This is a genomic window from Mesorhizobium sp. B2-4-1 (genome assembly GCF_006442185.1).
GTDB lineage: Bacteria > Pseudomonadota > Alphaproteobacteria > Rhizobiales > Rhizobiaceae > Mesorhizobium.
On sequence record NZ_VFVN01000009.1, the window covers coordinates 61,382 to 81,479 of the forward strand.

General features: G+C 65.6%; 25 protein-coding genes. 13 read left to right on the plus strand and 12 right to left on the minus strand.

The annotated features are described in order from the left end of the window. The first annotated feature begins 33 nt into the window (after positions 1-33). Positions 34-339 carry a hypothetical protein gene (locus FJ949_RS22030; RefSeq protein ID WP_140499110.1) on the plus strand — a complete coding sequence of 102 codons (306 nt, stop codon included), beginning with the start codon at positions 34-36 and terminating at the stop codon, positions 337-339. A 103-nt stretch (positions 340-442) separates the two neighbouring features. Here the strand turns inward: FJ949_RS22030 and FJ949_RS22035 are convergent, their stop codons facing one another. Next, positions 443-1,039 (minus strand): DUF6456 domain-containing protein, encoded by a 597-nt coding sequence (locus FJ949_RS22035; RefSeq protein ID WP_140499112.1) that lies wholly within the window; start codon positions 1,037-1,039, stop codon positions 443-445. Between the two features lie 134 nt (positions 1,040-1,173). Here FJ949_RS22035 and FJ949_RS22040 point away from each other — a divergent pair, with 134 nt between their 5' ends. Both FJ949_RS22040 and FJ949_RS22045 read left to right on the plus strand, forming a co-directional pair. Continuing rightward, positions 1,174-1,455, plus strand: coding sequence for a DUF982 domain-containing protein (locus FJ949_RS22040; RefSeq protein ID WP_140499114.1), 282 nt, complete (start codon positions 1,174-1,176; stop codon positions 1,453-1,455). Positions 1,456-1,554: 99 nt separating this feature from the next. Then, positions 1,555-1,857, plus strand: a complete 303-nt coding sequence (locus tag FJ949_RS22045) for a DUF982 domain-containing protein (protein ID WP_181165274.1) — start codon at positions 1,555-1,557, stop codon at positions 1,855-1,857. 241 nt (positions 1,858-2,098) lie between these two features. On the opposite strand, the gene FJ949_RS22050 is transcribed toward FJ949_RS22045, so the two are convergent. Further along, the gene (locus FJ949_RS22050) at positions 2,099-2,683 is read right to left on the minus strand and encodes a GcrA cell cycle regulator (RefSeq protein ID WP_140499116.1); all 585 of its coding nucleotides are present in this window, start codon (positions 2,681-2,683) and stop codon (positions 2,099-2,101) included. A 128-nt stretch (positions 2,684-2,811) separates the two neighbouring features. Further along, positions 2,812-2,958 carry a hypothetical protein gene (locus tag FJ949_RS30770; protein ID WP_224618688.1) on the minus strand — a complete coding sequence of 49 codons (147 nt, stop codon included), beginning with the start codon at positions 2,956-2,958 and terminating at the stop codon, positions 2,812-2,814. A 299-nt stretch (positions 2,959-3,257) separates the two neighbouring features. On the opposite strand from FJ949_RS30770, the gene FJ949_RS22060 reads away from it, so the two are divergent. Further along, positions 3,258-3,962: a helix-turn-helix transcriptional regulator gene (locus tag FJ949_RS22060; protein ID WP_140499435.1), complete on the plus strand. Its 705-nt coding sequence runs from the start codon at positions 3,258-3,260 to the stop codon at positions 3,960-3,962. A 63-nt stretch (positions 3,963-4,025) separates the two neighbouring features. Here the strand turns inward: FJ949_RS22060 and FJ949_RS22065 are convergent, their stop codons facing one another. Beyond that, the gene (locus FJ949_RS22065; protein WP_140499120.1) at positions 4,026-4,328 is read right to left on the minus strand and encodes a hypothetical protein; all 303 of its coding nucleotides are present in this window, start codon (positions 4,326-4,328) and stop codon (positions 4,026-4,028) included. A 174-nt stretch (positions 4,329-4,502) separates the two neighbouring features. On the opposite strand from FJ949_RS22065, the gene FJ949_RS22070 reads away from it, so the two are divergent. From FJ949_RS22070 to FJ949_RS22085, 4 genes are all read left to right on the plus strand, one after another. Then, positions 4,503-4,871, plus strand: coding sequence for a hypothetical protein (locus tag FJ949_RS22070; protein ID WP_140499122.1), 369 nt, complete (start codon positions 4,503-4,505; stop codon positions 4,869-4,871). 191 nt (positions 4,872-5,062) lie between these two features. After that, on the plus strand, positions 5,063-5,623 hold the full coding sequence (locus FJ949_RS22075; RefSeq protein WP_224519033.1) for a hypothetical protein: 561 nt from the start codon (positions 5,063-5,065) through the stop codon (positions 5,621-5,623). Continuing rightward, the gene (locus FJ949_RS22080) at positions 5,620-6,240 is read left to right on the plus strand and encodes a hypothetical protein (RefSeq protein WP_140499126.1); all 621 of its coding nucleotides are present in this window, start codon (positions 5,620-5,622) and stop codon (positions 6,238-6,240) included. Before FJ949_RS22075 ends, FJ949_RS22080 begins: the two co-directional genes overlap by 4 nt. Then, positions 6,237-6,812 carry a hypothetical protein gene (locus FJ949_RS22085; RefSeq protein WP_140499128.1) on the plus strand — a complete coding sequence of 192 codons (576 nt, stop codon included), beginning with the start codon at positions 6,237-6,239 and terminating at the stop codon, positions 6,810-6,812. Before FJ949_RS22080 ends, FJ949_RS22085 begins: the two co-directional genes overlap by 4 nt. Before the next feature lie 22 nt (positions 6,813-6,834). Here FJ949_RS22085 and FJ949_RS22090 read toward each other — a convergent pair whose 3' ends face one another. The 5 genes from FJ949_RS22090 to FJ949_RS22110 form a co-directional block, all read right to left on the minus strand. Then, positions 6,835-7,953, minus strand: coding sequence for an ionic transporter (locus tag FJ949_RS22090; protein ID WP_140499130.1), 1,119 nt, complete (start codon positions 7,951-7,953; stop codon positions 6,835-6,837). 127 nt (positions 7,954-8,080) lie between these two features. Next, a complete protein-coding gene (locus tag FJ949_RS22095) occupies positions 8,081-9,364 on the minus strand; it encodes a hypothetical protein (protein ID WP_140499131.1) in 1,284 nt (427 codons plus the stop codon). A gap of 126 nt (positions 9,365-9,490) precedes the next feature. Beyond that, entirely contained in the window at positions 9,491-10,507 is a 1,017-nt protein-coding gene (locus FJ949_RS22100; RefSeq protein ID WP_140499133.1) for an ABC transporter permease, read from the minus strand. Further along, entirely contained in the window at positions 10,504-12,069 is a 1,566-nt protein-coding gene (locus FJ949_RS22105) for a sugar ABC transporter ATP-binding protein (RefSeq protein ID WP_140499135.1), read from the minus strand. The genes FJ949_RS22100 and FJ949_RS22105 overlap by 4 nt, the downstream gene beginning before the upstream one ends. A 232-nt stretch (positions 12,070-12,301) precedes the next feature. Beyond that, positions 12,302-13,249, minus strand: coding sequence for a substrate-binding domain-containing protein (locus tag FJ949_RS22110; protein ID WP_140499137.1), 948 nt, complete (start codon positions 13,247-13,249; stop codon positions 12,302-12,304). Between the two features lie 318 nt (positions 13,250-13,567). On the opposite strand from FJ949_RS22110, the gene FJ949_RS22115 reads away from it, so the two are divergent. After that, on the plus strand, positions 13,568-14,260 hold the full coding sequence (locus tag FJ949_RS22115; RefSeq protein WP_140499138.1) for a RibD family protein: 693 nt from the start codon (positions 13,568-13,570) through the stop codon (positions 14,258-14,260). Positions 14,261-14,278: 18 nt separating this feature from the next. Here FJ949_RS22115 and FJ949_RS22120 read toward each other — a convergent pair whose 3' ends face one another. Continuing rightward, entirely contained in the window at positions 14,279-15,169 is an 891-nt protein-coding gene (locus FJ949_RS22120; protein ID WP_140499139.1) for an SDR family oxidoreductase, read from the minus strand. 89 nt (positions 15,170-15,258) lie between these two features. Between FJ949_RS22120 and FJ949_RS22125 the strand changes: the two genes are divergently transcribed. Beyond that, complete coding sequence (locus FJ949_RS22125; protein ID WP_181172136.1) at positions 15,259-16,104, plus strand: helix-turn-helix transcriptional regulator; 846 nt, start codon at positions 15,259-15,261, stop codon at positions 16,102-16,104. An 84-nt stretch (positions 16,105-16,188) separates the two neighbouring features. On the opposite strand, the gene FJ949_RS22130 is transcribed toward FJ949_RS22125, so the two are convergent. Then, entirely contained in the window at positions 16,189-17,088 is a 900-nt protein-coding gene (locus FJ949_RS22130; protein WP_140499142.1) for a LysR family transcriptional regulator, read from the minus strand. Positions 17,089-17,182: 94 nt separating this feature from the next. Between FJ949_RS22130 and FJ949_RS22135 the strand changes: the two genes are divergently transcribed. The 3 genes from FJ949_RS22135 (at position 17,183) to FJ949_RS22145 (ending at position 19,468) form a co-directional block, all read left to right on the plus strand. Continuing rightward, on the plus strand, positions 17,183-18,067 hold the full coding sequence (locus FJ949_RS22135) for an aldo/keto reductase family oxidoreductase (protein WP_140499144.1): 885 nt from the start codon (positions 17,183-17,185) through the stop codon (positions 18,065-18,067). 125 nt (positions 18,068-18,192) lie between these two features. After that, positions 18,193-18,924 carry a pseudouridine synthase gene (locus tag FJ949_RS22140; protein ID WP_140499146.1) on the plus strand — a complete coding sequence of 244 codons (732 nt, stop codon included), beginning with the start codon at positions 18,193-18,195 and terminating at the stop codon, positions 18,922-18,924. Positions 18,925-19,066: 142 nt separating this feature from the next. After that, positions 19,067-19,468, plus strand: a complete 402-nt coding sequence (locus FJ949_RS22145; protein WP_140499148.1) for a VOC family protein — start codon at positions 19,067-19,069, stop codon at positions 19,466-19,468. A gap of 6 nt (positions 19,469-19,474) precedes the next feature. Here FJ949_RS22145 and FJ949_RS22150 read toward each other — a convergent pair whose 3' ends face one another. Then, positions 19,475-20,056 (minus strand): histidine phosphatase family protein, encoded by a 582-nt coding sequence (locus FJ949_RS22150; protein ID WP_140499150.1) that lies wholly within the window; start codon positions 20,054-20,056, stop codon positions 19,475-19,477. Between the last annotated feature and the right edge of the window lie 42 nt (positions 20,057-20,098).

Sequence of the window (20,098 nt, forward strand, 5' to 3'; positions counted from 1 at the left end):
GTTTATTAGATGAGCCTTAAAGAGGAGGTTGCCATGAAGAAACTCTTGCTCGCATCCGTGATTGCCGTCGCTTCGGCGGTCGCCGTGATCGCCCCGGCAAATGCCGCCAGCATCACCCTTGGCATCGGCAACGGCTATGACGACGATTATTATGTTCCCAGATATCGTCACCACTATCGCGATTATTCCGACGATGACGGCTACTATCGCCGCTACAGCATGTATGACGAGAGCTACCGTCCGCGTTATTACGGTCATCGTCGCTGCCACACCGAGGTGATCAAACACTGGCGTCATCACCATCGGGTCATCGAGAGAGTCCGCGTCTGCAGGCGTTGACCTGACAACAATCCGGCCGGCATCGCGCCGGCCGGATTGTCGTGCCCAGCCCATGCCCAGGAATGGCGCCACTGCCGTGCGCGCTACGCCTGTCATCCGGCTACTATTTTCGCATCATCATCCCGTAGTGCATCGCCAGCAGATCGAGCCCGATTCTCAACAGCTTTGCCGCCACGTCCCTGCCCTCGCTCATCTCTCCCGCCACGCCTCTGACCGACTGCTCCAGGCACACGATCTTCCGGACCACGTCGACCACCTCCCAATGGCCGAGCGCGCGGGTCGCGGCGGCGTGCGACCGTCCGGCATTGAGCACGCTGTCGGTGATGCCGCCGCTTGTCCTGTCGCCGTCGACGCGTTCGCTCCAGCGCATCGGCTTAATATCAGCCTGCTGGCTGGCGCGGAAATCCTCGCGGTAGCGCAGACCGGCTTCGCGCTGCTGGCGCGACAGCGAGGTGATGCCCAGCAGCGGATCGATGCTGCGCACCCGCACGATACCACCGGTGGAGGTATGGCCGTCATTGGACACCTCATAGACGCGCCGCGCCTCCGACGTGCCGGTTGCGAGCCGCTTGCGGCCGAACTCATCGTCCCGCAACGCGAAATCATGGCCGACCTCGCGGCGGATGCGCACCTGCTCGGCCTCGCCCTTCGGCAGCTTCGGCGTCTGCGGTTTGGCTGATCTGGCGGCTTTCTTGCTCATGGCTGCGTCCTTGTGGGGAGTGGATTGAGGTGCTGGCTGGCGCGGCAGCGATCCCTGGCGAAATTGGCTGCGTGCGCCGGAACCAGCGGCGAGGCTGGGCGTTGTGCCGCACCAAACCAACAGGAGGTATGCCCATGACCGCCTTCATGCCGGTGACCTTGCGCTTCTGCGACAACAAGACCATGCTGGTGGGCTCTATCGCCCAGGCGGCGACCGCGCTTCGCCGGCAATGGCCTGACAAGACGGCCACCGCCTATCTGGATGCGGCAAGGCTGGTCAGGCTCGCCATCGACGGCAGCTGCCGCCAGCGCGTCGCCTTCGAGGCTTTCACCAAGGCGGCCGGGCAGCAGGGGCTGCTGGTGGCTAAGCCGCGTAGCCGCGCCCATGAATGGCTCGACGCCGCCGCGGGCCCGTGAGGTGGCTGAAAACGTGATGCAACCGCGCCGCCGCCTTGCACGTTGATAGGGGCTGGCTTCCGAGCCGCGCGCAACGCCAAGGTAACCGCCGTGGGTACCATGAAAACAGGATCTCCGCTCAAAGTATGCCTGGACGGGCATGTCGAGGTGATCGACGGCGTCGCTGAGGCAGCCGACTTCCTGCAGCGCTGGCCGATTGAACGGCGTGGTCATGTCTACCGCAGTGCGCTCAACGCGTGCAGCGCAGCCATCGCGGCGCAGATTTCGCACGCCGACGCGATGAAAGCGTTCACCGGCTTCGCCCGGGTTACCCGTATATTGGCCGGCGACGACGGCCGGCCAGCGATGCCTGATGCAATGAGCGTGCGAATGCCAAAGCAGGGCCACGATCTGCCAAAATAAAGGCGTTGCGTGGCCGCCGTTCCCGCCAGATCGCCACCATTGCAGAAGAAAAGCCAGCGTTGCAGCTAGTCTCTTTCTCCCCGTTTTACGGGGAGAAATGCCCGGCAGGGCAATGAGGGGCGGCGCCACCGTTTCGATACCTTGCATCTGACTCAATCTCCCTCCCGAATTCATGCCGTTCCCAATCCTGCACCCGGCGCCGCCCGCCTGCCGTTAGCTTCTCTCCAGAACGGGAGGAAGCTCACCCCGCCTCGCAGACACGCCGGCGGAAGCGCGCCTGGTGATAGGTGCAGTAGCTTTTCATCGCCCTTGTGCGCATGCCGCAGCACAGCATGTGGACGCCCGGCCGGCCGCCGGGCGCGTCGTTTTCCGGATTTTGCTCCAGCGCCAGGTCGAGCGGAGCGCGGCAGCGGCCGAACAGGCAGTCGACGAAGCGCATTGCCACGCCATGCGGCTGGCGGCCGATCGGGCTTCGGTGCGGCACCGGTACCTCGAGGCGGTAGGCTTGCCCGTCCGCGATCAGCACGCCGGCCTCGCGCGCTGCGAGGCGTTCCGCACCTTCACCCTTCGGCACGCGCTTGTGTCCGGCCTTGGCGGCGCGGTCCGCGGCTTTGTCATTCGCCCTCTCGGCTGCCGCGATCCGCTTGCTGTTGGCAAAGCCGATAGAACTCAGCATGGCGTTGCGGTGAACGATGCCAATGATGGCGTCGCGCGACACCGGGCTGCCTCGCGACGCGCTGAACCGAGCCGCGATGCGCGAGGCGGAAAGTCCGTCCGTCAGCCAGCCGGCGATCGCCTGCAATTCCTTGTCGCCGTAAAGTGCCATATCTGGTCTCCGTCCATTGCGCGGCCGCGGCAGCGCGCGACGCCGCCGGCGAGTATCGGTGTCGGCCCGCCGCAGGCGGTGGGCATTGTTGGGTTGGATCCGGCCTGTCGGCCGTTGGATTGGCGGCCTCAGCCCGGCCGGCCGCCCAGCGCGGCGAGGCGCGCCAGCCGCGCCTCTGCCGTCACCCGGTCGGGTGCGAAAACCGCCCTGCCCGTCAGCCTGTCGAGCAGGATCACGGTGCCGTCCTCGGTGCGGATCAGGGAGCGGATCCGCACCGCGCTGAATTGGGGGCCGGAGCCGCGGGGAGCGGCGGCTCCGGCCGTTCCGGCCGCCGGTGACGGGCGGACCGGACGTGCGGCTGATGCATCGGGGCAATCAGCCTCACGCTTCGCCCTGGCCGGGGAGGAGGACAGCCGGGGCGAAAGGGAATGAGCGCTGGCCGGCTCGCGTGAAGCTGGCCTGAGGGCGCTTTCGACTCGGAAGGGGTTGAGCTTTTGCATGAACGGATATAAGCATAACTCAAAAACTTATGCAAGCCATTCTTTCATGGACGAAAGCAGCGCTTGTTGGTCACATGGGCGCCATGGTGAAAACGCAACTGTCGATCAAGGTCGGGGCGGCAATCCGCCAGGCGCGCAAGCAGCGCGGCCTGGTCATGCGCCACATCGCCGAGCACAACGACACCGACGTCGCCGCCGTCGGCAATTGGGAAACCGGTCGCAACCTGCCCAAGACGGAAAACCTCCTGAAGACTGCCGCCTTTCTGCGTGTCGACCCGGTCGCGCTCGGCAAGGGCGAGGTGGTTTTCCTCGACGATGCCGGACCGGTCAACGACGCCGAGATCGTCACCGACGCCGGGCCGCCCCCCGCCGGGCCGATGGACATCCAGGTGCTGGGCGCCGCCGTTGGCGGCGACGACGGCGATTTCACCTTCAACGGCGAGCCCGCCGGCTACGTCCAGCGCCCACCCGGCATCCGCAACCTGGCCAAGGTGTTCGCGCTGCATGTGCTCTCGGATTCCATGGTACCCCGTTACGAGCCCGGAGACCTGATCTATTGCGGCGGCCGCGATGCCGTCCCGGGCGATCACGTGGTGATCGAAACCTTCCCGGAAGAGAACGAACGCAACGGCAAGGCCTTCATCAAGAAATTGGTCAAGCGCACCGCCGCCGAACTGGTGGTCGAACAGTACAATCCGCCGAAGACGTTGACCTTCAACCGCTACGCCATCAAGCAGGTCTGGCGGGTCATTCCGTTGAAGGAATTGCTGGGCTATTGAGGGCGACGGGGCAATTCTTCCTCCCACAAGGAGAGCAGGCAAAACCCAGCGTCGATGCCACCCTCACGCCCGCCCCGATCCCTCCAGCGGCATCTCGCGCTCGCTCAGCATCAGCGCCTCGCTGCGCACGCGCTGGCGCTCGTCGATAAACGCTGCCCGGATCTGGATCGCCGTGCCCGGCAGCCCGTCGGCGCGGCAGGCCGAGCAGACCAGCCGGCCCGAAAGCGCTGCCAGCGGGGTATTGCCAGTCACGCCGAAGCGCCGCAGCTGATCGGGCTTCCACCACCTGTTGCGGCCGCAATCGGCGCATTCGACCGATATCGAAACGACATCCGCAATCACTGATCCCCTGCCCGTCAATGCCATCGCGGCTCGCCTCTTTTGTTCCTTGTTTGTTCACATATTCCTGCGTTTTGAAACGAGAGTCGAGTCGCATCTTTCAGGGCTCCGCAAAAGTTTCTCTTTCGCTAATTTTTGAGTTATGCTTCTATATAGCTTGCAAAGCCGAGTCGGCGCGCGTGCAGCACCCCGGGAGAGACGATGGACGCCCTTGCCGCCGATTTCGCTCACGCCTGCGGCTATGGCGGCGACAGTCACGCTCTCATCGAGGCTTTCGTGAGAATCCGCGAACACGGCATCCGCCAGGCGCGCCTCGGCCATTTCAGGCGCAAGGCGGTCGTCGACGCGCTGAAACAATCGGAAGCACTTTTCCTGGCGGCGATCGGCCCGGCGCTATCGGCACAGGAAGCCATCGAGGACGCCGCCCGCTTCATCGCCTTCTGGCGCAACATGCCGCGCTGGCGCCAGGAACGGCGCCTGGCGGACCTCGCCAGGGCCAGGCAACAACGCCTGCTGGCGCGCTTCTTCCGCCGCTACGGCCACCGCATTTGGGCCTTGGAGGCGGCATAGGCGGGCTCGCCAAGCCGTCGGCGACCACACTGCGCCACGAGAGAGACGCAGCCACGAGAAGAGCTGGGCAATGCCGCCATTTGCGGGTTCCCATCCGCGCGTTTTCTTCCTAGATTGCCTGCGGGTGGCTGATCGTTCGACGTGCATATCAGGGAATGTTCAAGACTGCCCGTTCAAGAGTCCAGGCCTGGATGACGGCAGGCGCGGGAACCATCGCCGCGCTGTTGGCGGCCGGCCTCATGGGCGCCTTTGGCGCCCTGCCCGCTCACCCTCCGCCGCAACTGCCGTCCGATGCCGCCATCGATGCCGGCCGCTGGCGCATCAAACCGGTGCGTGCCTATGTCAGCCATGCCGACATCCATGGCGTGCCGCTGAAACCGGGCCAGAAGGCACTGGTGCTGGAGGCCGACATGACCAACCGCACGGCCGAATCCAACAAGGCCTACTTCGCTGTCTTCAAGCCGGAGGGAATCACCCTGCCGGACTCGATGCCGATGATCGCCCTGATACGCGATTCGACCCTGGCGCCGGAACTGCACCCCGGCATGACCGAGCGCCTGGCCTATGTCTGGCCGCTGGCCGGCGACGCCGCCGTGCCGCCGACGCTCGCCTTCGGCGTCACCGCGGAGATCTTCAAGCCGCGCGACAATCTCTACGGCACGCCCGGCTGGTACAATCCCTACCGTCTCGGCACCGTGACCTTGCCGCTCGCCGATATGCCGGCAACGGACACGCCGGGAGCCGGCTCATGAGGATGCGGGTCCTCGGCAATCTCGCGATTCTCGCCGCCACCGTGGCGCTGAGCTACGGTATGCAGCTTTCCAAGCCGCATTATGCCGACCTCACCGCGCCCATCCCGGTCGACGGCGCCATGCACGACACGGTGCGGGCACGCAGCTTCGACGTGCGGCTTGACGAGGTTGTCTTTGCCCGCGCGCTGAAGACCAACCAGTTCGGGCAGCAAAAGCTTTTGACGACGAGCGGCGTGTGGGCGGTGGTGACGACCAGCCTCACCGCGACCGACGCCTCCATCACGGTCGCGGACGGCATCTGGCAAGGTCCGACCGGTCTGCGCTACCGCCAGACGGAGCGGCTGGGCTATCGCCAGGACATGCCGCCGCACGGCGTCGATCCCGGCTTGCAAAAACGCGGCCTGTTCGTCTTCGAAGTACCGCCCGACCAGATCGGCGGCGCCAGGCTGCTGGTCTCGGAACGCCAATTTGGCGCGCTCGACGCGCAGGCCCGCATCAGCTTCGACGGGTTGTCTGCCGGCGCCGATGGACAACCGGCCGGCATCCTGCCGCAATACGATCTGGATGCACCACCGGGCCAGACTTCTCCGGGCCAGACACCGCAGGGCAAGCCATGAGCGCCGTCGCGACCGACATGGGGCCGGCCGCCGAGCGGCAGGCCGAGAAAAAATGGCGCAGGCGCAGCCTGGCGGCGCTTGTCATCCTGCTGCCGCTGGCGCTGGCAGAAACCAGCCATGACAGCCTGCGCGAATGGCTGGGCGGCGAAGACCTCATCGCCAGGGATGTCGAGTTTGGCCAGTCCGCGCACTTCGGCGGCAGCGACTGGAAACTGGCGGACCTGCGCGGCGGCAAGGCCGGCCGCTTGCCCGATCAGGCCTTCGCCGTCATCGCCACCTTCTCCGTGACCGTCGGCGATCCCGACTTGCAGAAGCAATGGCCGGGGTGCAAGCTGATGCTGACCGATGCCGCCGGCCGCCGCTGGCTCCCCGACGTGATTTCGGGCGTCAGACGGCCGGACGGCGTGATGAACTGCACCTCGGCGATCTTCTCCGGCGCCAAGACAGGCGACGTCATCACCATCGGCGACACCTTCATCGTGCCCGAGGATGCCATCAAGACTATCCGTCCCGCCATTGGGCTGGGAAGCGGGCGGCCGTGGTACCTGCGGTTTCAACGGCCGCCGAAGTAGCGACAGCGCCGGCAGTCCGGAGTCACGGCACGGCGATCAACAGGACGTAGGCAACGAAGACGACGAGGTGAGCAAGTCCGGTGAGAACCGTCGTGCGTCCGGTACTGAAACTTACGACACTCACCGCAAGGGCCAGAACCAGCAAAATCACGTCGCTCGGACCGAGACCGAGGTTGAGCGACTTTCCGGTGATGAGGCTGGCCGCCGCCACTGCCGGGATCGTCAGTCCGATGGTCGCGCACGCCGAGCCCAAAGCGACGTTCAATGCGCGCTGGAGCTCATTCCCCCACGATGCCTTGATGGCGGAGATCGCCTCGGGGAGCAGCACGACAAACGCAATCATCGCGCCGACGATCGCATCCGATTGCGGGATCTGCAGGTAGGTAAGGCCATCTTCAACGCCAGCCGCGACCCGTTCCGTCAGCAGAACGATCCCGACCAGTCCCAGAAGCAAAAAGACGAAATGGGTTGGCACGCCGTGAACCTGCGGAGAATGGCTTTCCGGAGCGCTTTCACGGACCTGCACCTCCAGGAAGTCCTCTTTCTGGCTGTAGCTCTGGGCGAAAACGAAACTGCCGTAGAGCAAGAGCGACAGCAGTGCGACGAAGGCCAGTTGCGTGGGAGAAAATGTCCCGGGGCTGGTGGCAAGCGTGTAGTTCGGCAGCACCATCGTCAGCACCGTGATCGCGGTCAGCACCGAGAGAAAGGAACTTGTCCCTTGCCTTCGGACGTCCTGGTGGCGGTGCCGCCACCCGCCAAGTGTCAGGCACATGCCCACAATGCCGGTGCAAACGATCATGACCGTGGAGAACACGGACTCTCGCGCCAAGGTCGGATTGTTGGCGCCATGCCGCATCATCGAAACGATAATCGACACTTCGATGGTCGTTACAGCCAAGGTAAGAACTAGGGTGCCGTACGGCTGTCCGACACGTCGGGCTATCGCCTCCGCATGTCGCAACACGGCAAAGACGGTTGCCAAGGTAAGAACGATCGATATGCCGGCAACGATCACCACAATCGCCGTCCGGTAATCTTCGATCGGCTCTATGTTCGATTGCAGTATTAACGCCAGCGCGCAGCAGACAACAGGCAGGCCGAAGGTCATTGCCTCACTTCGACGGCGGAAGAAGTAAGTCATGGCATTCTCTTCGATCTTGCGAGTACAAACAGGCGGTCTGTTTACGAGACCAGGAAAGATCGCACTTTCGCCCCATCACACGTACATGGCAAGGCGCGACAAGGATACGCTACGGTCATTCCCGTCGCTACCGGGAACGACCGCCCCCCTTCGAAAGCGAGAACGCCGTCTCCAGCACCGCGGCGAGGAAGCAGATGCGCAGCGGCTCGACCAGGATGCCGGTGGAGGAATCCTGGAACGGGCTGCCGAACAACAGCGTCACGCCATGCGACAGGATCTGCCAGACGTCGAGCTCGTGCGGGCCGATCAGCCGCGTCGCGCCGAGCCACAGCCAGGCCGCGCCCCAGTCGAGCAGGCGATAGCCGACGATCAGCGTACACAGCAATACGAGGCTGGAACTCACCGTCAGCCGCACGCCATTGGCGATCGGCAGATAGCGCGAGCGGTAGCCGGCGACGAAATGCTCGACGAAATCGCGCAGGAATTTCGGCAGGCCGGCATAGCGCTTGCCGACGCGTTCCAGCCGGCCGTGCACGCGCATCAGTGCCGTATCGTCGCGCACATCATAGCCATAGATCAGCGCCGCCATCACCAGCCAGATCAGCGGCAAGAGCATGTAGAAGAACAGGTTGACGGCGATCGTCGAGGGCGCGATCGAGGTGATCTCGACCGGCACCATCGGCGCGGCCGTCGCCGCCGGCACCGGGCTCGCCAGCCCGTCGGCCGACGCCTGCAGAACCGACCAGAAATTGCGGCTCATCAGCCATTGCAGCGCGCTGTCCTTCCAGCGGCTGATGACGTAGAGGCCGACGAAGATCCAGTTGGTCTCGCAGATCACCACCACGATCTGCCAGAACGAGGCGGCGCCCGTTTTCGCCTGCATGAACTTGGCCAGCCGGCGCACCAGCCAGGACACCGCCACCGAGACCAGCAGCCAGCGCGAATCCAGCACGTCCAGAACATTGGCGCTCTGGCCGAAGCCGGCCCGGTCGAGCGTTTCGCGCGAATATTGCCGCACGATGTCGCCGAGGAACCCCCAGGCCGCGTAATAGGCGAAGAAGGGTAACAGCGCGATGGTGATCATGCGCACCAGCCGCGAACCGCGCCGGTCCGCGGTTCCCTGCCCCTCGGCGACCGTGGCCTTTTCCGCGCCACGCTGCGCGGCCAGCACATGGGGCAAGCCGGGACGCAGCACATGGAACATCGCCACCGTCACCACCAGTTGCGCCAGCGCCACTAGCGTCAGCATGGCGAGCCCGGCGAAATGGTTTGCGAGCGCCACCTTGGCCGCCAGTTGCAGCAAGAGATCGCCGGCCAGAACACCGGCCAGCACCAGCACGACGAGCTGCGGCCAGAACCGCCGCAGCAGCGAAAAACTCAAGCTGATCGGTCTGATGATATCGGCAAACATGAGGTTCTCTCAGAATGCCACCCGCCCGAAATCCTTCTAGCAAAGGGGGGTTGTTTTGCAAGAAAGGTGGCGAGCTCTCCTGCCAGAGCGGCGATTTCCCCTTCTCCGACAACAAGGGAGAAAGAATTAGCGCCTCACCCGCGACTTCAGCCAGCGATCGAACGCCACCGCCAGGATCAGGATTAGGCCGATGACGATGCTTTGCGTGTAGGACGAGACGTTGTTGAACTGGAGCCCGTTCTGCAGCACGCCGATCAGGGCGGCGCCCACCACGGTGCCGCCCACCGAGCCGATGCCGCCGAACAGCGAGGTACCGCCGATGACGACGGCCGAAATGACCGTCAGCTCGTAGCCGATGCCGGCCACCGCTTCGGACGAATTCAGCCTGGCCGACAGCACGAAGGCGGCGAGCCCGGCGAAGAAGCCGACGATGACATAGACCGAGACCAGGATGCGGTCGACGCGCAAGCCCGACAGCCGTGCGGCCTCGGCATTGCCGCCGACGGCGTAGACGGCGCGTCCATAGCGCGTGTAGCGCAGCACGATGTGGCACAGGATGGCGGCCGCCGCGAAGATGATCGCCGGCACCGGCACGGGGCCGATCAGCCCGGTGCCGAACCAGCGCATAGAACCGTCGAAGCCCGAGATCGGGCCGCCATTGGAGATGGTCAGCGTCAGGCCGCGAAACACGGTGAGCCCGCCAAGCGTGACGACGAAGGGCGGCACTTTCAGCCTGGTGATGGCAAAGCCCTGAACACCGCCGGCCACCGCCCCCACCACCACGGCGGCGAGCAGCGCCGCGAACCAGCCATAGCCCTGCGTTCCCGACGTCGACAGCGACAGCGTGTTGGCAGTACCGCCCTTGGCGACCACGGCCGCCACCATGCCGCAGAAGGCGAGCAGCGAGCCGACCGAGAGATCGATGCCGGCGGTAAGGATGACGAAGGTCATGCCGAGCGCGATCAACCCGGTGATCGATATCTGGCGGGTGATGTTGAACAGATTGATCGGATCGATGAAGCTCGGCTTCAGCACGGTGAAGACGACCACCAGCGCCGCCAGGAACAGCAGCGGCCCGAAATTCATCAAGAGCCGCGCAATGCTGATGCCGCCACGCCGGCTCTGCTCCTCGGCCACGCTCATCGTGCCTCCTCCTCAACCGCTCCCGGCTGGTCGAGCGCCATCAGTTCCATCAGTTTTTCCTCGCTTGCCTCGATGCCCGGCATCTGCCCGGTGATGCGCCCCTTGCGCATGGTCACGATCCGGTCCGACACAGCCAGCACTTCGGGCAGCTCGGACGAAATCATCATCACCGCTATGCCCCGCGCTGCCAATTGCACCAGGATCTGGTGCACCTCGGCCTTGGCGCCGACATCAACGCCGCGCGTCGGCTCGTCGACGATCAGCACCTTGGGGTCGCGCGCCAGCCAGCGCGCCAGGATCACCTTCTGCTGGTTGCCGCCTGACAGGCCCTCGATCGCCTGCTCGGCCGACGCCATGCGGATCGATAGCATTTTCCGGAACCCCGCCAGCGCATCGCGCTCGCGCCGCTCGGCCATGAAGCCGAAGCCATTGCTGAACCGCCCGAGCGAGGCGACGGAGAAATTCGGCAGGATGCCGAGCGCGGCGAAGATCGCCTGATGCTTGCGATCCTCAGGCACAAGGCCGATGCCGAGCGCTATGGCATCCGCCGGCGAGGCCGGCGCGATGGGCCTGCCGTCGAGCGTGATCGTGCCGCCCGCGATCCGGTCGGCGCCGAAGATGGCGCGCGCCAGCTCCGTGCGACCCGAGCCGACGAGGCCGGCGACACCCAGGATCTCGCCGGCCTTCAGGTCGATATCGACGCCGTCGAGCACGATGGCGTGCGGCGCTTCGGGGTCGCGCACGGTGCGCAACCCGCGCACCGACAGCACGACGTCGCCGGCCACCGTGCGCTGCGCCGGCCGCGCATAGAGCTCGGACGCCGCGCGGCCGACCATCTTCTCGATGATGCGCGGCAATCGGATCGGCCCGCGTTCGCGGTCGAGATTGCCGGCCAACCTGCCGTCCCGGAGCACCGTCATGCGGTCGCAGATGGCGGCGGCCTCCTCCAGCCGATGGGTGACGAACATGATGGCGACATGGTCCTTGCGCAGCCTGTCCATGATCGACAGCAGCCGCTGCACCTCTGTCTCGGTCAGCGCTGATGTCGGCTCGTCCATGATGATCAGCCGGCTCTTCAGCGACAGCGCCCGAGCAATCTCGACAAGCTGCTGCTCGGCCACCGAAAGCGCCGAGACCGGCGTCATTGGATCGATTGTGAGGCCGACGCGGGCGATGATGGTGCGGGAGTCCTGCTCCATCTTGCGCCAGGAGATGAGGCCGAGCGGACCGGTCGGGGCGCGGCCTATGAAGATGTTCTCCGCCACCGTCAGCGTCGGGATCAGGCTGAGCTCCTGGTAGATGGTGACGATACCGAGCCGCTTGGCATCCTGCGGGCTCGACGGCCGGTAGTCGGCGCCGTCGAAGCTGATGCGCCCGCCCGACGGCGGCATGACGCCCGACAGGATTTTCAGCAGCGTCGATTTGCCGGCGCCGTTTTCGCCGAGCAGGCCGAGGATTTCGCCGGGCCTGACGTCGAGCGAGACATCGTTCAGCGCGGTGACGCCGGCGAAACGCTTGGTGACGCCCTCGACGGCGAGCAGGACGGGTGCGGCTTCAGCCATGGAATGGGTGCTTCCCTCGATGCAGTTTCCGGACCCGTCGGCGCGTGAACACCCCCCTCTGTCCTGCCGGACATCTCCCCCGCAAGGGGGGAGATTGGCTGTCTGTTCCGCATTCGCCAATTTTCAACGCCGCAATGAGAATGCGGTCATCGACACTGCCCATCTCCCCCTTGCGGGGGAGATGGCCGGCAGGCCAGAGGGGGTGCTGCCCCGCCGACCTCTCCATGCGAGCTCACTTCGTCTCGTTCAGCCTCTCGGCCTTGTCGAGATTGTCCTTGCCGATGACGATCGGCGTCAACAGCACCAGCTTCTCCTTCGGCTCCGTCTTGTCCCTGGCGTAGGCGACGGCGATCTGCACGGCGGTGCGCGACTGCTGGCCCGGGAACTGTTCGACCGTGCCGGCGAGCTTGCCGTCGCGGACCGCGACCAGCGCTTCCGGCAGCGCATCGAAGCCGTAGATCTTGACGTCGGTGAAGTTGCGCGCCGCGCAGGCTTCGAGCGCGCCCAGCGCCATGTCGTCATTGGCACAGACGATCGCGTCCGGCTTGCCGTTGGCGGCAAGGCCGGCTTCCGTCACCGACAGCGCCTCGGCGCGGGCGAAATTGGCGGTCTGCTCGAAGACGATCTGGTACTTGTCCTTCAAGGGATCGAGCACATTGTGCACGCCCTTGTTGCGGTCGATCGCCGGCCCGGCGCCGGGTTGGCCCTGGAGGTGGAACAGTTTCGCGCCGTTGGGGAACGCCGCCACCACGGCCTGCGCTTCCGCCTCGCCGCCCTTGACGTTGTCGGCGCCGACATGGGCGAGGATGCCCTCGACGCCGTCGACGCGGCGGTCGATCGTCACCACGGGAACGCCGGCCTTGACCGCTTCCTCGATGGCCGGCGCCAGCGCGTTGACGTCGAGCGGCGAGATCACGATGGCGTTGACCTTCTGCACCAGGGCCGCCTCGATGTCGGCGGTCTGCTTGGTGGCCGAGTTCTGGCCATCGCTCTCGGTCAGGTTGACGCCTTGCGTGGCGGCTTCCGCCTTGATCTCGTTCAGCATGTGCACGAAGAACGGAAAGCCGAGACTGGGCACCGAGCCGAGAATGGTGAGCTTGTCCTGCGCAAATACCGAGGGCGCGGCAAGCACCATCGCGCCCGCGGCCACGGACGTCATCAGGAATTCACGTCTGTTCATGGGATCCTCCTCCACAAGAACGCACGGCCCCGGAAACCGGGACGGTTTCAGGAAGGATCATGCGTCGGTTCAAAGTGTTGGAGCATCCTCCTTGCGTTTGCTAACGCATGCCGCTCCAGCTGATCGCCGTTGCAAAAACTGCCTCCCGTCGGCACCAGCAAACGGATGCTAGCCCAGGCTCAACCATTTGTGCAACATCGATATAACAGGCCCAGTCGGCAATGGTCGGAATTTGGATGAGCCGGGTGCCCAGCTTCCATTCTCCGGCGCTGGCCCTAGTTTGAACCGCGCCTGAGCCCATTCCCTGGAGACACCCGCATGAAACCGCACATCATCTGCCATATGATCGCGTCGCTGGACGGCAGTCTCCACCCGAGCCGCTACACGGCCAGCCCGGACGGAACCCGGGCCGAATGGTCGAGCCTCTACGAGTATATCCATAATGATTTTGCGGGCGACGGCTGGATCGTCGGCCGCGTCACCATGGCCGAGATGAGCAAGGCCGGCGCGCACCCGCCGGCCGATGCGGGCAAGGTCGACCGACCCTATCATGTCGCGCAAACCGGTACGGGAAGCTACGCGGTGGCGCTCGATCCATCGGGCAAGCTCCACTTTTCCAAACCCGACATTGGCGGCGACCATGTCGTGGTGCTGCTTGGGCACGATGTCGCCGACAGCCACCTGGCCGAGCTCGCTGCCGACGGCGTGTCCTATATCGTGGCGGAAACGGCTGACATGGATCTCGGCCGGATGCTCGAAGTTCTCAACCGCGAATTCGCCATTCGCCGGCTGCTGCTCGAGGGCGGCGCCGGCATCAACGGCTCCTTCTTCGCGGCCGGCCTTGTCGATGAGCTCAGCCTTCTCGTCGCTCCCGCTCTTGATGGGCGGGCGGCGAACCAGGGTTTCGTCGAATTCGGCGAAACCGGCCTCGCGGGCAAGATGCAACTGTCGCTCAAAAGCTGCGAAGCCCTCGCCCACGGGCTCGTCCATTTGCGCTACGCCGTCGGCTGACGACGCTTTATCGGCGCATCATACGTCGTACCGCATGGCCCCGAGATCGGCGATCAGCGTCGGGCCGGTCGGATGCCAGCCGAGCCGCGCCTGGGTGAGCGCGCTGGAGGCCGGTAGATCCATCGGGGCGAACATTGCCATCCAGCCGAAATGCTCCGCCGCCTGTTCCGGAGCGATCGAAACCACCGGTACGTTGAGGCCCCGCCCGATCACCTCGGCGATCGCGCGCACTTCGACGCCTTCCTCGCCGACCGCGTTATAGCGCGCGCCGGGCTGCCGCTTTTCCACCGCCAGCCGGTAGAGGCGCGCCGCGTCCAGGAGATGGCCCGCCGCATAGCGGTTGCGGCCCTCGCCGACATAGGCCGAAACGCCTTTCTGGCGCACGATTTCGATGAGCGGCGTGATGAGCCCTTGCTTGACCGGGTTGTGAACCTGCGGCAGCCGCACCACCGAGACGTTGACGCCGGCTTCCAGCAAGGCATTGCCGGCGAGCTCCGAGGCGATGCGCGGATTGGGATGGCTGGCGTTGAAGACGTCCTCGCTGGCAAGCTCGCCATGTCCGGGGCTGCCCACGCCGACGCCGGAAGTGATCACCAGCGGCCGGTCGGATCCGGCCAATGCCTGGCCGAGTGCCGCGATGACCCGGCTATCCTTCTCGCAATTCTCGGCAAACCGCGAAAAATCATGGTCGAACGCCGTGTGGATCACCGCTTCCGCCTTTGCCGCGCCGTCGCGCAGGCCCTCGGGATCCTCGAGCGTTCCCCGATGCACTTCGGCGCCCGCCGCCGTCAGCGCTTCGGCCCCCGCTTCGGAGCGGGTGACGCCGACCACCTGATGGCCCGCCTTGATGAGCTCAGCCACGAGCGCCGAGCCGATGAAACCGGTCGCGCCGGTCAAAAAGATACGCATGCGATTCTCCTGCACGATTGCCTGCGCAGTATCGCCGGTCTATTATTCCATTAAAGTAGTGATCTTATCGTGGTATAATGGCTAACAGGATGCCCACCAATTCCGCCGGTTCGCTCGCGGCGTTTCTGAGAGACCGGCGCACCCGGCTCGATCCGGCCTCGTTCGGATTTTCAGGGCGCCGGCGCACGCCGGGGCTGCGCCGGGAGGAGGTGGCCCAGCGCGCCAACATCAGCCCGACCTGGTACACATGGCTGGAGCAGGGTCGTGGCGGCGCGCCTTCGGCCGATGTGCTGAACCGCATCGCCAAGGGGCTGATGCTGACCGAGGCCGAGCGCGAGCACCTTTTCATGCTCGGGCTCGGACGCCCGCCCGAGGTCCGCTATATCGGCGCGGAAGGCATCAGCCCCCGGCTGCAGCGCCTCCTCGACACGCTTGAAGCGAGCCCCGCCTTGGTCAGGACCGCTACCTGGGATGTCGTTGCCTGGAACCGCGCCGCCCAGGTCGTGCTGACCGATTACAGCGCCCTGCCCGCAGACCAGCGCAACATTTTGCGCTTCATGTTCCGCAGCCCGGCCATCCGCGAAAAGCAGCACGACTGGGAAAACCTCGCCCGTTTCGTGGTGGGCACCTTCCGCGCCGACGCGGCGCGTGCCGGCGCGGTGTCCGAGGTACGCGAACTCGTCGACGAACTGTGCAGCGCCAGCCCCGAATTCGCCGCCCTGTGGCGCGAGAATGACGTGCTCAGCCATGGCGACGGAACCAAGCGACTGAAGCACCCGGTGCTCGGCGACATCGAGCTGGAATATTCGGGATTCGCGGTCGACGGCCGCCCGGATCTGAGCCTGACCGTCTACAATCCGGTCGACAGCGCGGTCGCGGAGCGGATTCGCGAGCTGGCGAAGCGCGCCAAGGTGTCATTGGACCCGCCGCGATGATCCCTGCTCGTTCCTGGAACATTCCAGAAATGCGCAGCGGGTTGCGTCCTGCCATGCGTCCCATGAAACCGTCATCGGGGCGCCTTACCACCGCATCCCGCCGACAAAGTCGATGAATGCCCGCAGCGGCGCCGGGATGAGCCGGCGGCCCGGGTAATAGAGGAACGGGCCGGAAAACTCCTGCCACCAGGGCTCCAGTACCGGTTCGAGCCGGCCATCGTCGAAATAGGGGCGCAGCCAGTCCTCGAACAGCGAGACGATGCCGCCGCCGGCGACCGCCACATCGAGCGCAAGCGCCATAGCGGTGCCGGTGCTGACCAGCAGCGGCCCGGTCGGCTCGACGCTCACTATCTCGCCGTCGCGCTCGAACTCCCAGGGCGGCGTCAGGCCGCTGGCGAAGCGGCCGCGCAGGCATGCGTGATCGAGGAGGTCGCGCGGATGGTCGGGCCGGCCACGCCGGTCGAGATAGACCGTTGCGGCAGCGGTGGCGAAGCGCTGCCGGCGCGGGCCGATCGGTACGGCGATCATGTCCTGCTCCAGCCGCTCGTCATAGCGAATGCCGGCATCGCAGCCGCTCGCCAGTATGTCGACGAAACTGTCCTCGGCGGTCACCTCCAGTCTTATGTCGGGATAGGCGGCAAGGAAGGGCGGCAGAAGGCGCGGCAGAACCAGTTTCGCCGCCACGACAGGCACGTTGAGCCGCAGCGTGCCGGCCGGGCGGCCGCGAAAGCCGTTGACGACATCGAGTGCTGCCTCGACCTCGCCGAGCGCGGGGCCCAACCGCTCCAGCAGGCGCGCGCCGGCCTCAGTCGGGGCGACGCTGCGCGTGGTGCGGTTGAGGAGCCGCACGCCGAGCCCGGCCTCCAGCCGCCGCACCGTTTCGCTCAGGCTGGAGGCACTGACGCCGCTGACCCTGGCCGCCTCGCGAAAGCCGCCGGCGCTCGCCACCGCCATGAATGCCTGGAGGTCGCCCAGATCCGCCATTGTTCGCCTTTTCGCACAGCCTGTGCCGATTGCGCCATATTATCGCGCAAGCGTGCATTGTCTATATCTGGCCGATCCACAGGAGATTGAGACCATGACTGACATCAGCAAGGCCGGAACATTCAAGCTTGCCGACCGCATCGTGAAGCGCATGGGCTACGGCGCCATGCAATTGGCCGGACCCGGCGTGTTCGGCCCGCCGAAAGACCATGACGGTGCACTCGCCGTGCTGCGCGAGGCGGTGGCGAGCGGTATCGACCATGTCGACACCAGCGATTTCTACGGTCCGCACGTCACCAACCTGATCATCCGCGAGGCGCTGCACCCCTACCCCGCCAACCTCACCATCGTCACCAAGGTCAGTGCCCGGCGCGGCGCCGATGCATCGTGGATCCCCGCAATGTCGCCGCAGGAACTGACGCAGGCCGTGCACGACAATCTCCGCAATCTGGGACTGGACACGATGGAGGTCGTCAACCTGCGCTCCATGCACGGCATACACGGCCCGGCCGAAGGCTCGCTCGAACCCCAACTGAATACGCTCGCCGAACTGCAGCGTCAGGGTCTGGTGCGCCATATCGGCTTGAGCAACGTCACATCAACCCAGATCGCACAGGGGCGCGGCATCGTCGACATTGTTTGCGTGCAGAACCAGTACAACATCGCGCATCGCGAGGATGACGCACTGATCGACGAGCTTGCCGCGGCCGGCATCGCCTATGTGCCGTTCTTCCCGCTCGGCGGCTTCACGCCGCTGCAATCCAGCACGCTGGCCGATGTCGCGCAAAGACTCGGCGCCACGCCCATGCAGGTGGCGCTCGCCTGGCTCCTGCGTCGCGCGCCCAACATCCTGCTCATCCCCGGCACCTCGTCCATTGCGCATCTCAGGCAAAACATCGCGGCGGCGGAGCTGGAGCTGCCAGCCGACGCGCTTTCCGTGCTGAACGGGATCGCGGACGAGACCGAGCAAGCGGCCTGAGCCGGCGCGACTAGCGCTTGCCGGGCGGCACCGCTGTCCGGCAAGGTCCCGACCTCGGCGGCGGCTTGCGCAACCGTCGCCGGCCATGGCATCTGGTCCGGTACAACGGATCGATCCGAAGCGGCATGACTCCACGACCACCACGACCCGGCGTCAGCCTCAACCGCGCGCTGTCGAAGCTCGGCCTGTGCTCGCGCACGCAGGCCGAGCGGCTGATCGCCGAGGGCCGCGTGCGCGTCGGTGGCAAGGTCGCGCGCGATGCTTCCCTGCGCGTCGATATGAAGCGCGACCGTATCGTCGTCGACGGCGAAGACATCGTTGCCGAGCGCAAGGTCTATCTCATGCTCAACAAGCCGCGCGGGCTGGTCACGACCCGCGACGACCCGCTCGAGCGCGACACCGTCTATGCCTGCCTCGAAGGGCTCGACCTGCCTTTCGTCTCCCCCGTCGGCCGGCTCGACAAGGCGAGCGAGGGCCTGCTGCTGATGACCAACGACACGCGCTTTGCCAACCGGCTGATGGACCCGGCCTCGCACCTGCCCAAGACCTACCATGTCCAGATCGGCACGGTGCCCGACGCGGCGGAGCTGGAAGCGCTGCGCGCCGGCGCTACCGTCGAGGGTGAAATGCTGACTGCGAACTCGATCGGGCTGCTGCGCAGCGGCGGCCGCACCGCCTGGCTGGAGATCGTGCTCGACGAGGGCCGCAATCGCCACATCCGGCGCCTGCTCGCCGCCCACGGCATTGAGGTCAAGCGCCTGATCCGCGTGGCCATTGGCCGCTTGCCGCTCGGCGACCTCGCCAAGGGTACTGCGAGGCATTTGACGCCCGACGAATTGGCGCTGCTGGCGGGATGAATAGGCGCAAGGTCGGCACTGTCGTTCGGCAGATCTGAAAATCGGCCGGCACTTCCGGCTCCTGACGGAAAGCTGTCAGGAGCCCCGGCCTATAGAAGGCCGGGAGCCCAGCCGCGGCTTCGACGATCAGGGAGCCAATGCGATGAATTTCGTCTCTGTCCGCATCATCACGTCCGATGTCCAGCGCCTCGTGCGCTTCTATGGCGAGATCACCGGCATGCCGGTGACGATGTACACGGAGGACTTCGCCGAACTGGCGACGCCGGCCTGCACGCTGGCGATCGGCAGCACGCGCACCCTGATGCTGTTCGGCAGCGACATCGCCCGCCCAGGCGACAACCGCACGGCCATCATCGAATTCCGAGTCGGCGACGTCGATGCCGAATTTGCCAGGCTGGCGGAAACCATCAAGGGCGCAATTGTCCAGGAGCCTACCACCATGCCCTGGGGCAACCGCTCGCTGCTGTTCCGCGACCCCGACTGCAATCTGGTGAATTTCTTCACGCCTGTAACCGCCGAGGCGATCCGGAAGTTCGACAGTTAGGCCGCCCTACTTCCCGTTCCATTTGCGCACCACCGGCTCGCCGAGGTCATGCTCGTAGCCGAGCACGCTGATGCTGGCCGTATCAAGCACGAACAGCGCGCCGTCCTGCGGCGGCAAGCCGAGCCAGCGGGCGGTGAGCACGCGCAGGAAGTGCGCGCTGGAAAAGATCAGCATGTCGGCATTTGCCTCGCGCAGGCGATCGATGATCCTGTCGGCGCGGGCGCCCACATCGGCCGCCGTTTCGCCTTGCGGGCAGCCGTCGCGAAAGACGTTCCAGCCCGGTCGTTCGGCCAGGATTTCCCTGGTGGTACGCCCCTCATAGGCGCCGTAGTCCCATTCCTGCAGGTCGTCCATCTTGACGCTTTGCGCCCCGAATCCGGCAAGCACGCTGGTGTTGTAGGCGCGTTGCGAGGGGCTCGACCACACGGCCGAAAACGGCAGGCCTTTCAGCCGATCCGCCACACCCCGCGCGGCCGCCTCGCCGGCTGCCGTCAGCGGCATGTCGGTGCGGCCGGTGTGCTGGCCCGACAGGCTCCACGCCGTCTCGCCATGTCGGACCAGATGGATTTGAGGAAACGCACTGCTCATGACGGGCCTTTCGAAGTTGCCGCACCTTAGAGGACGATGCGG

What these genes read in the sequence shown, in the direction of transcription:
- FJ949_RS22070 (WP_140499122.1), top strand. Translation starts at nt 4,503, where the DNA reads ATGGACGCCCTTGCCGCCGATTTCGCTCACGCCTGCGGCTATGGCGGC.
- FJ949_RS22130 (WP_140499142.1), bottom strand. Translation starts at nt 17,088, where the DNA reads ATGGCGGATCTGGGCGACCTCCAGGCATTCATGGCGGTGGCGAGCGCC.
- FJ949_RS22150 (WP_140499150.1), bottom strand. Translation starts at nt 20,056, where the DNA reads ATGAGCAGTGCGTTTCCTCAAATCCATCTGGTCCGACATGGCGAGACG.
- FJ949_RS22060 (WP_140499435.1), top strand. Translation starts at nt 3,258, where the DNA reads ATGGGCGCCATGGTGAAAACGCAACTGTCGATCAAGGTCGGGGCGGCA.
- FJ949_RS22035 (WP_140499112.1), bottom strand. Translation starts at nt 1,039, where the DNA reads ATGAGCAAGAAAGCCGCCAGATCAGCCAAACCGCAGACGCCGAAGCTG.
- FJ949_RS22120 (WP_140499139.1), bottom strand. Translation starts at nt 15,169, where the DNA reads ATGCGTATCTTTTTGACCGGCGCGACCGGTTTCATCGGCTCGGCGCTC.
- FJ949_RS22115 (WP_140499138.1), top strand. Translation starts at nt 13,568, where the DNA reads ATGAAACCGCACATCATCTGCCATATGATCGCGTCGCTGGACGGCAGT.
- FJ949_RS22065 (WP_140499120.1), bottom strand. Translation starts at nt 4,328, where the DNA reads ATGGCATTGACGGGCAGGGGATCAGTGATTGCGGATGTCGTTTCGATA.
- FJ949_RS22145 (WP_140499148.1), top strand. Translation starts at nt 19,067, where the DNA reads ATGAATTTCGTCTCTGTCCGCATCATCACGTCCGATGTCCAGCGCCTC.
- FJ949_RS22040 (WP_140499114.1), top strand. Translation starts at nt 1,174, where the DNA reads ATGACCGCCTTCATGCCGGTGACCTTGCGCTTCTGCGACAACAAGACC.
- FJ949_RS22135 (WP_140499144.1), top strand. Translation starts at nt 17,183, where the DNA reads ATGACTGACATCAGCAAGGCCGGAACATTCAAGCTTGCCGACCGCATC.
- FJ949_RS22105 (WP_140499135.1), bottom strand. Translation starts at nt 12,069, where the DNA reads ATGGCTGAAGCCGCACCCGTCCTGCTCGCCGTCGAGGGCGTCACCAAG.
- FJ949_RS22045 (WP_181165274.1), top strand. Translation starts at nt 1,555, where the DNA reads ATGAAAACAGGATCTCCGCTCAAAGTATGCCTGGACGGGCATGTCGAG.
- FJ949_RS22030 (WP_140499110.1), top strand. Translation starts at nt 34, where the DNA reads ATGAAGAAACTCTTGCTCGCATCCGTGATTGCCGTCGCTTCGGCGGTC.
- FJ949_RS22095 (WP_140499131.1), bottom strand. Translation starts at nt 9,364, where the DNA reads ATGTTTGCCGATATCATCAGACCGATCAGCTTGAGTTTTTCGCTGCTG.
- FJ949_RS22140 (WP_140499146.1), top strand. Translation starts at nt 18,193, where the DNA reads ATGACTCCACGACCACCACGACCCGGCGTCAGCCTCAACCGCGCGCTG.
- FJ949_RS22110 (WP_140499137.1), bottom strand. Translation starts at nt 13,249, where the DNA reads ATGAACAGACGTGAATTCCTGATGACGTCCGTGGCCGCGGGCGCGATG.
- FJ949_RS22075 (WP_224519033.1), top strand. Translation starts at nt 5,063, where the DNA reads ATGACGGCAGGCGCGGGAACCATCGCCGCGCTGTTGGCGGCCGGCCTC.
- FJ949_RS22085 (WP_140499128.1), top strand. Translation starts at nt 6,237, where the DNA reads ATGAGCGCCGTCGCGACCGACATGGGGCCGGCCGCCGAGCGGCAGGCC.
- FJ949_RS22080 (WP_140499126.1), top strand. Translation starts at nt 5,620, where the DNA reads ATGAGGATGCGGGTCCTCGGCAATCTCGCGATTCTCGCCGCCACCGTG.
- FJ949_RS22100 (WP_140499133.1), bottom strand. Translation starts at nt 10,507, where the DNA reads ATGAGCGTGGCCGAGGAGCAGAGCCGGCGTGGCGGCATCAGCATTGCG.
- FJ949_RS22090 (WP_140499130.1), bottom strand. Translation starts at nt 7,953, where the DNA reads ATGACTTACTTCTTCCGCCGTCGAAGTGAGGCAATGACCTTCGGCCTG.
- FJ949_RS22125 (WP_181172136.1), top strand. Translation starts at nt 15,259, where the DNA reads ATGCCCACCAATTCCGCCGGTTCGCTCGCGGCGTTTCTGAGAGACCGG.
- FJ949_RS22050 (WP_140499116.1), bottom strand. Translation starts at nt 2,683, where the DNA reads ATGGCACTTTACGGCGACAAGGAATTGCAGGCGATCGCCGGCTGGCTG.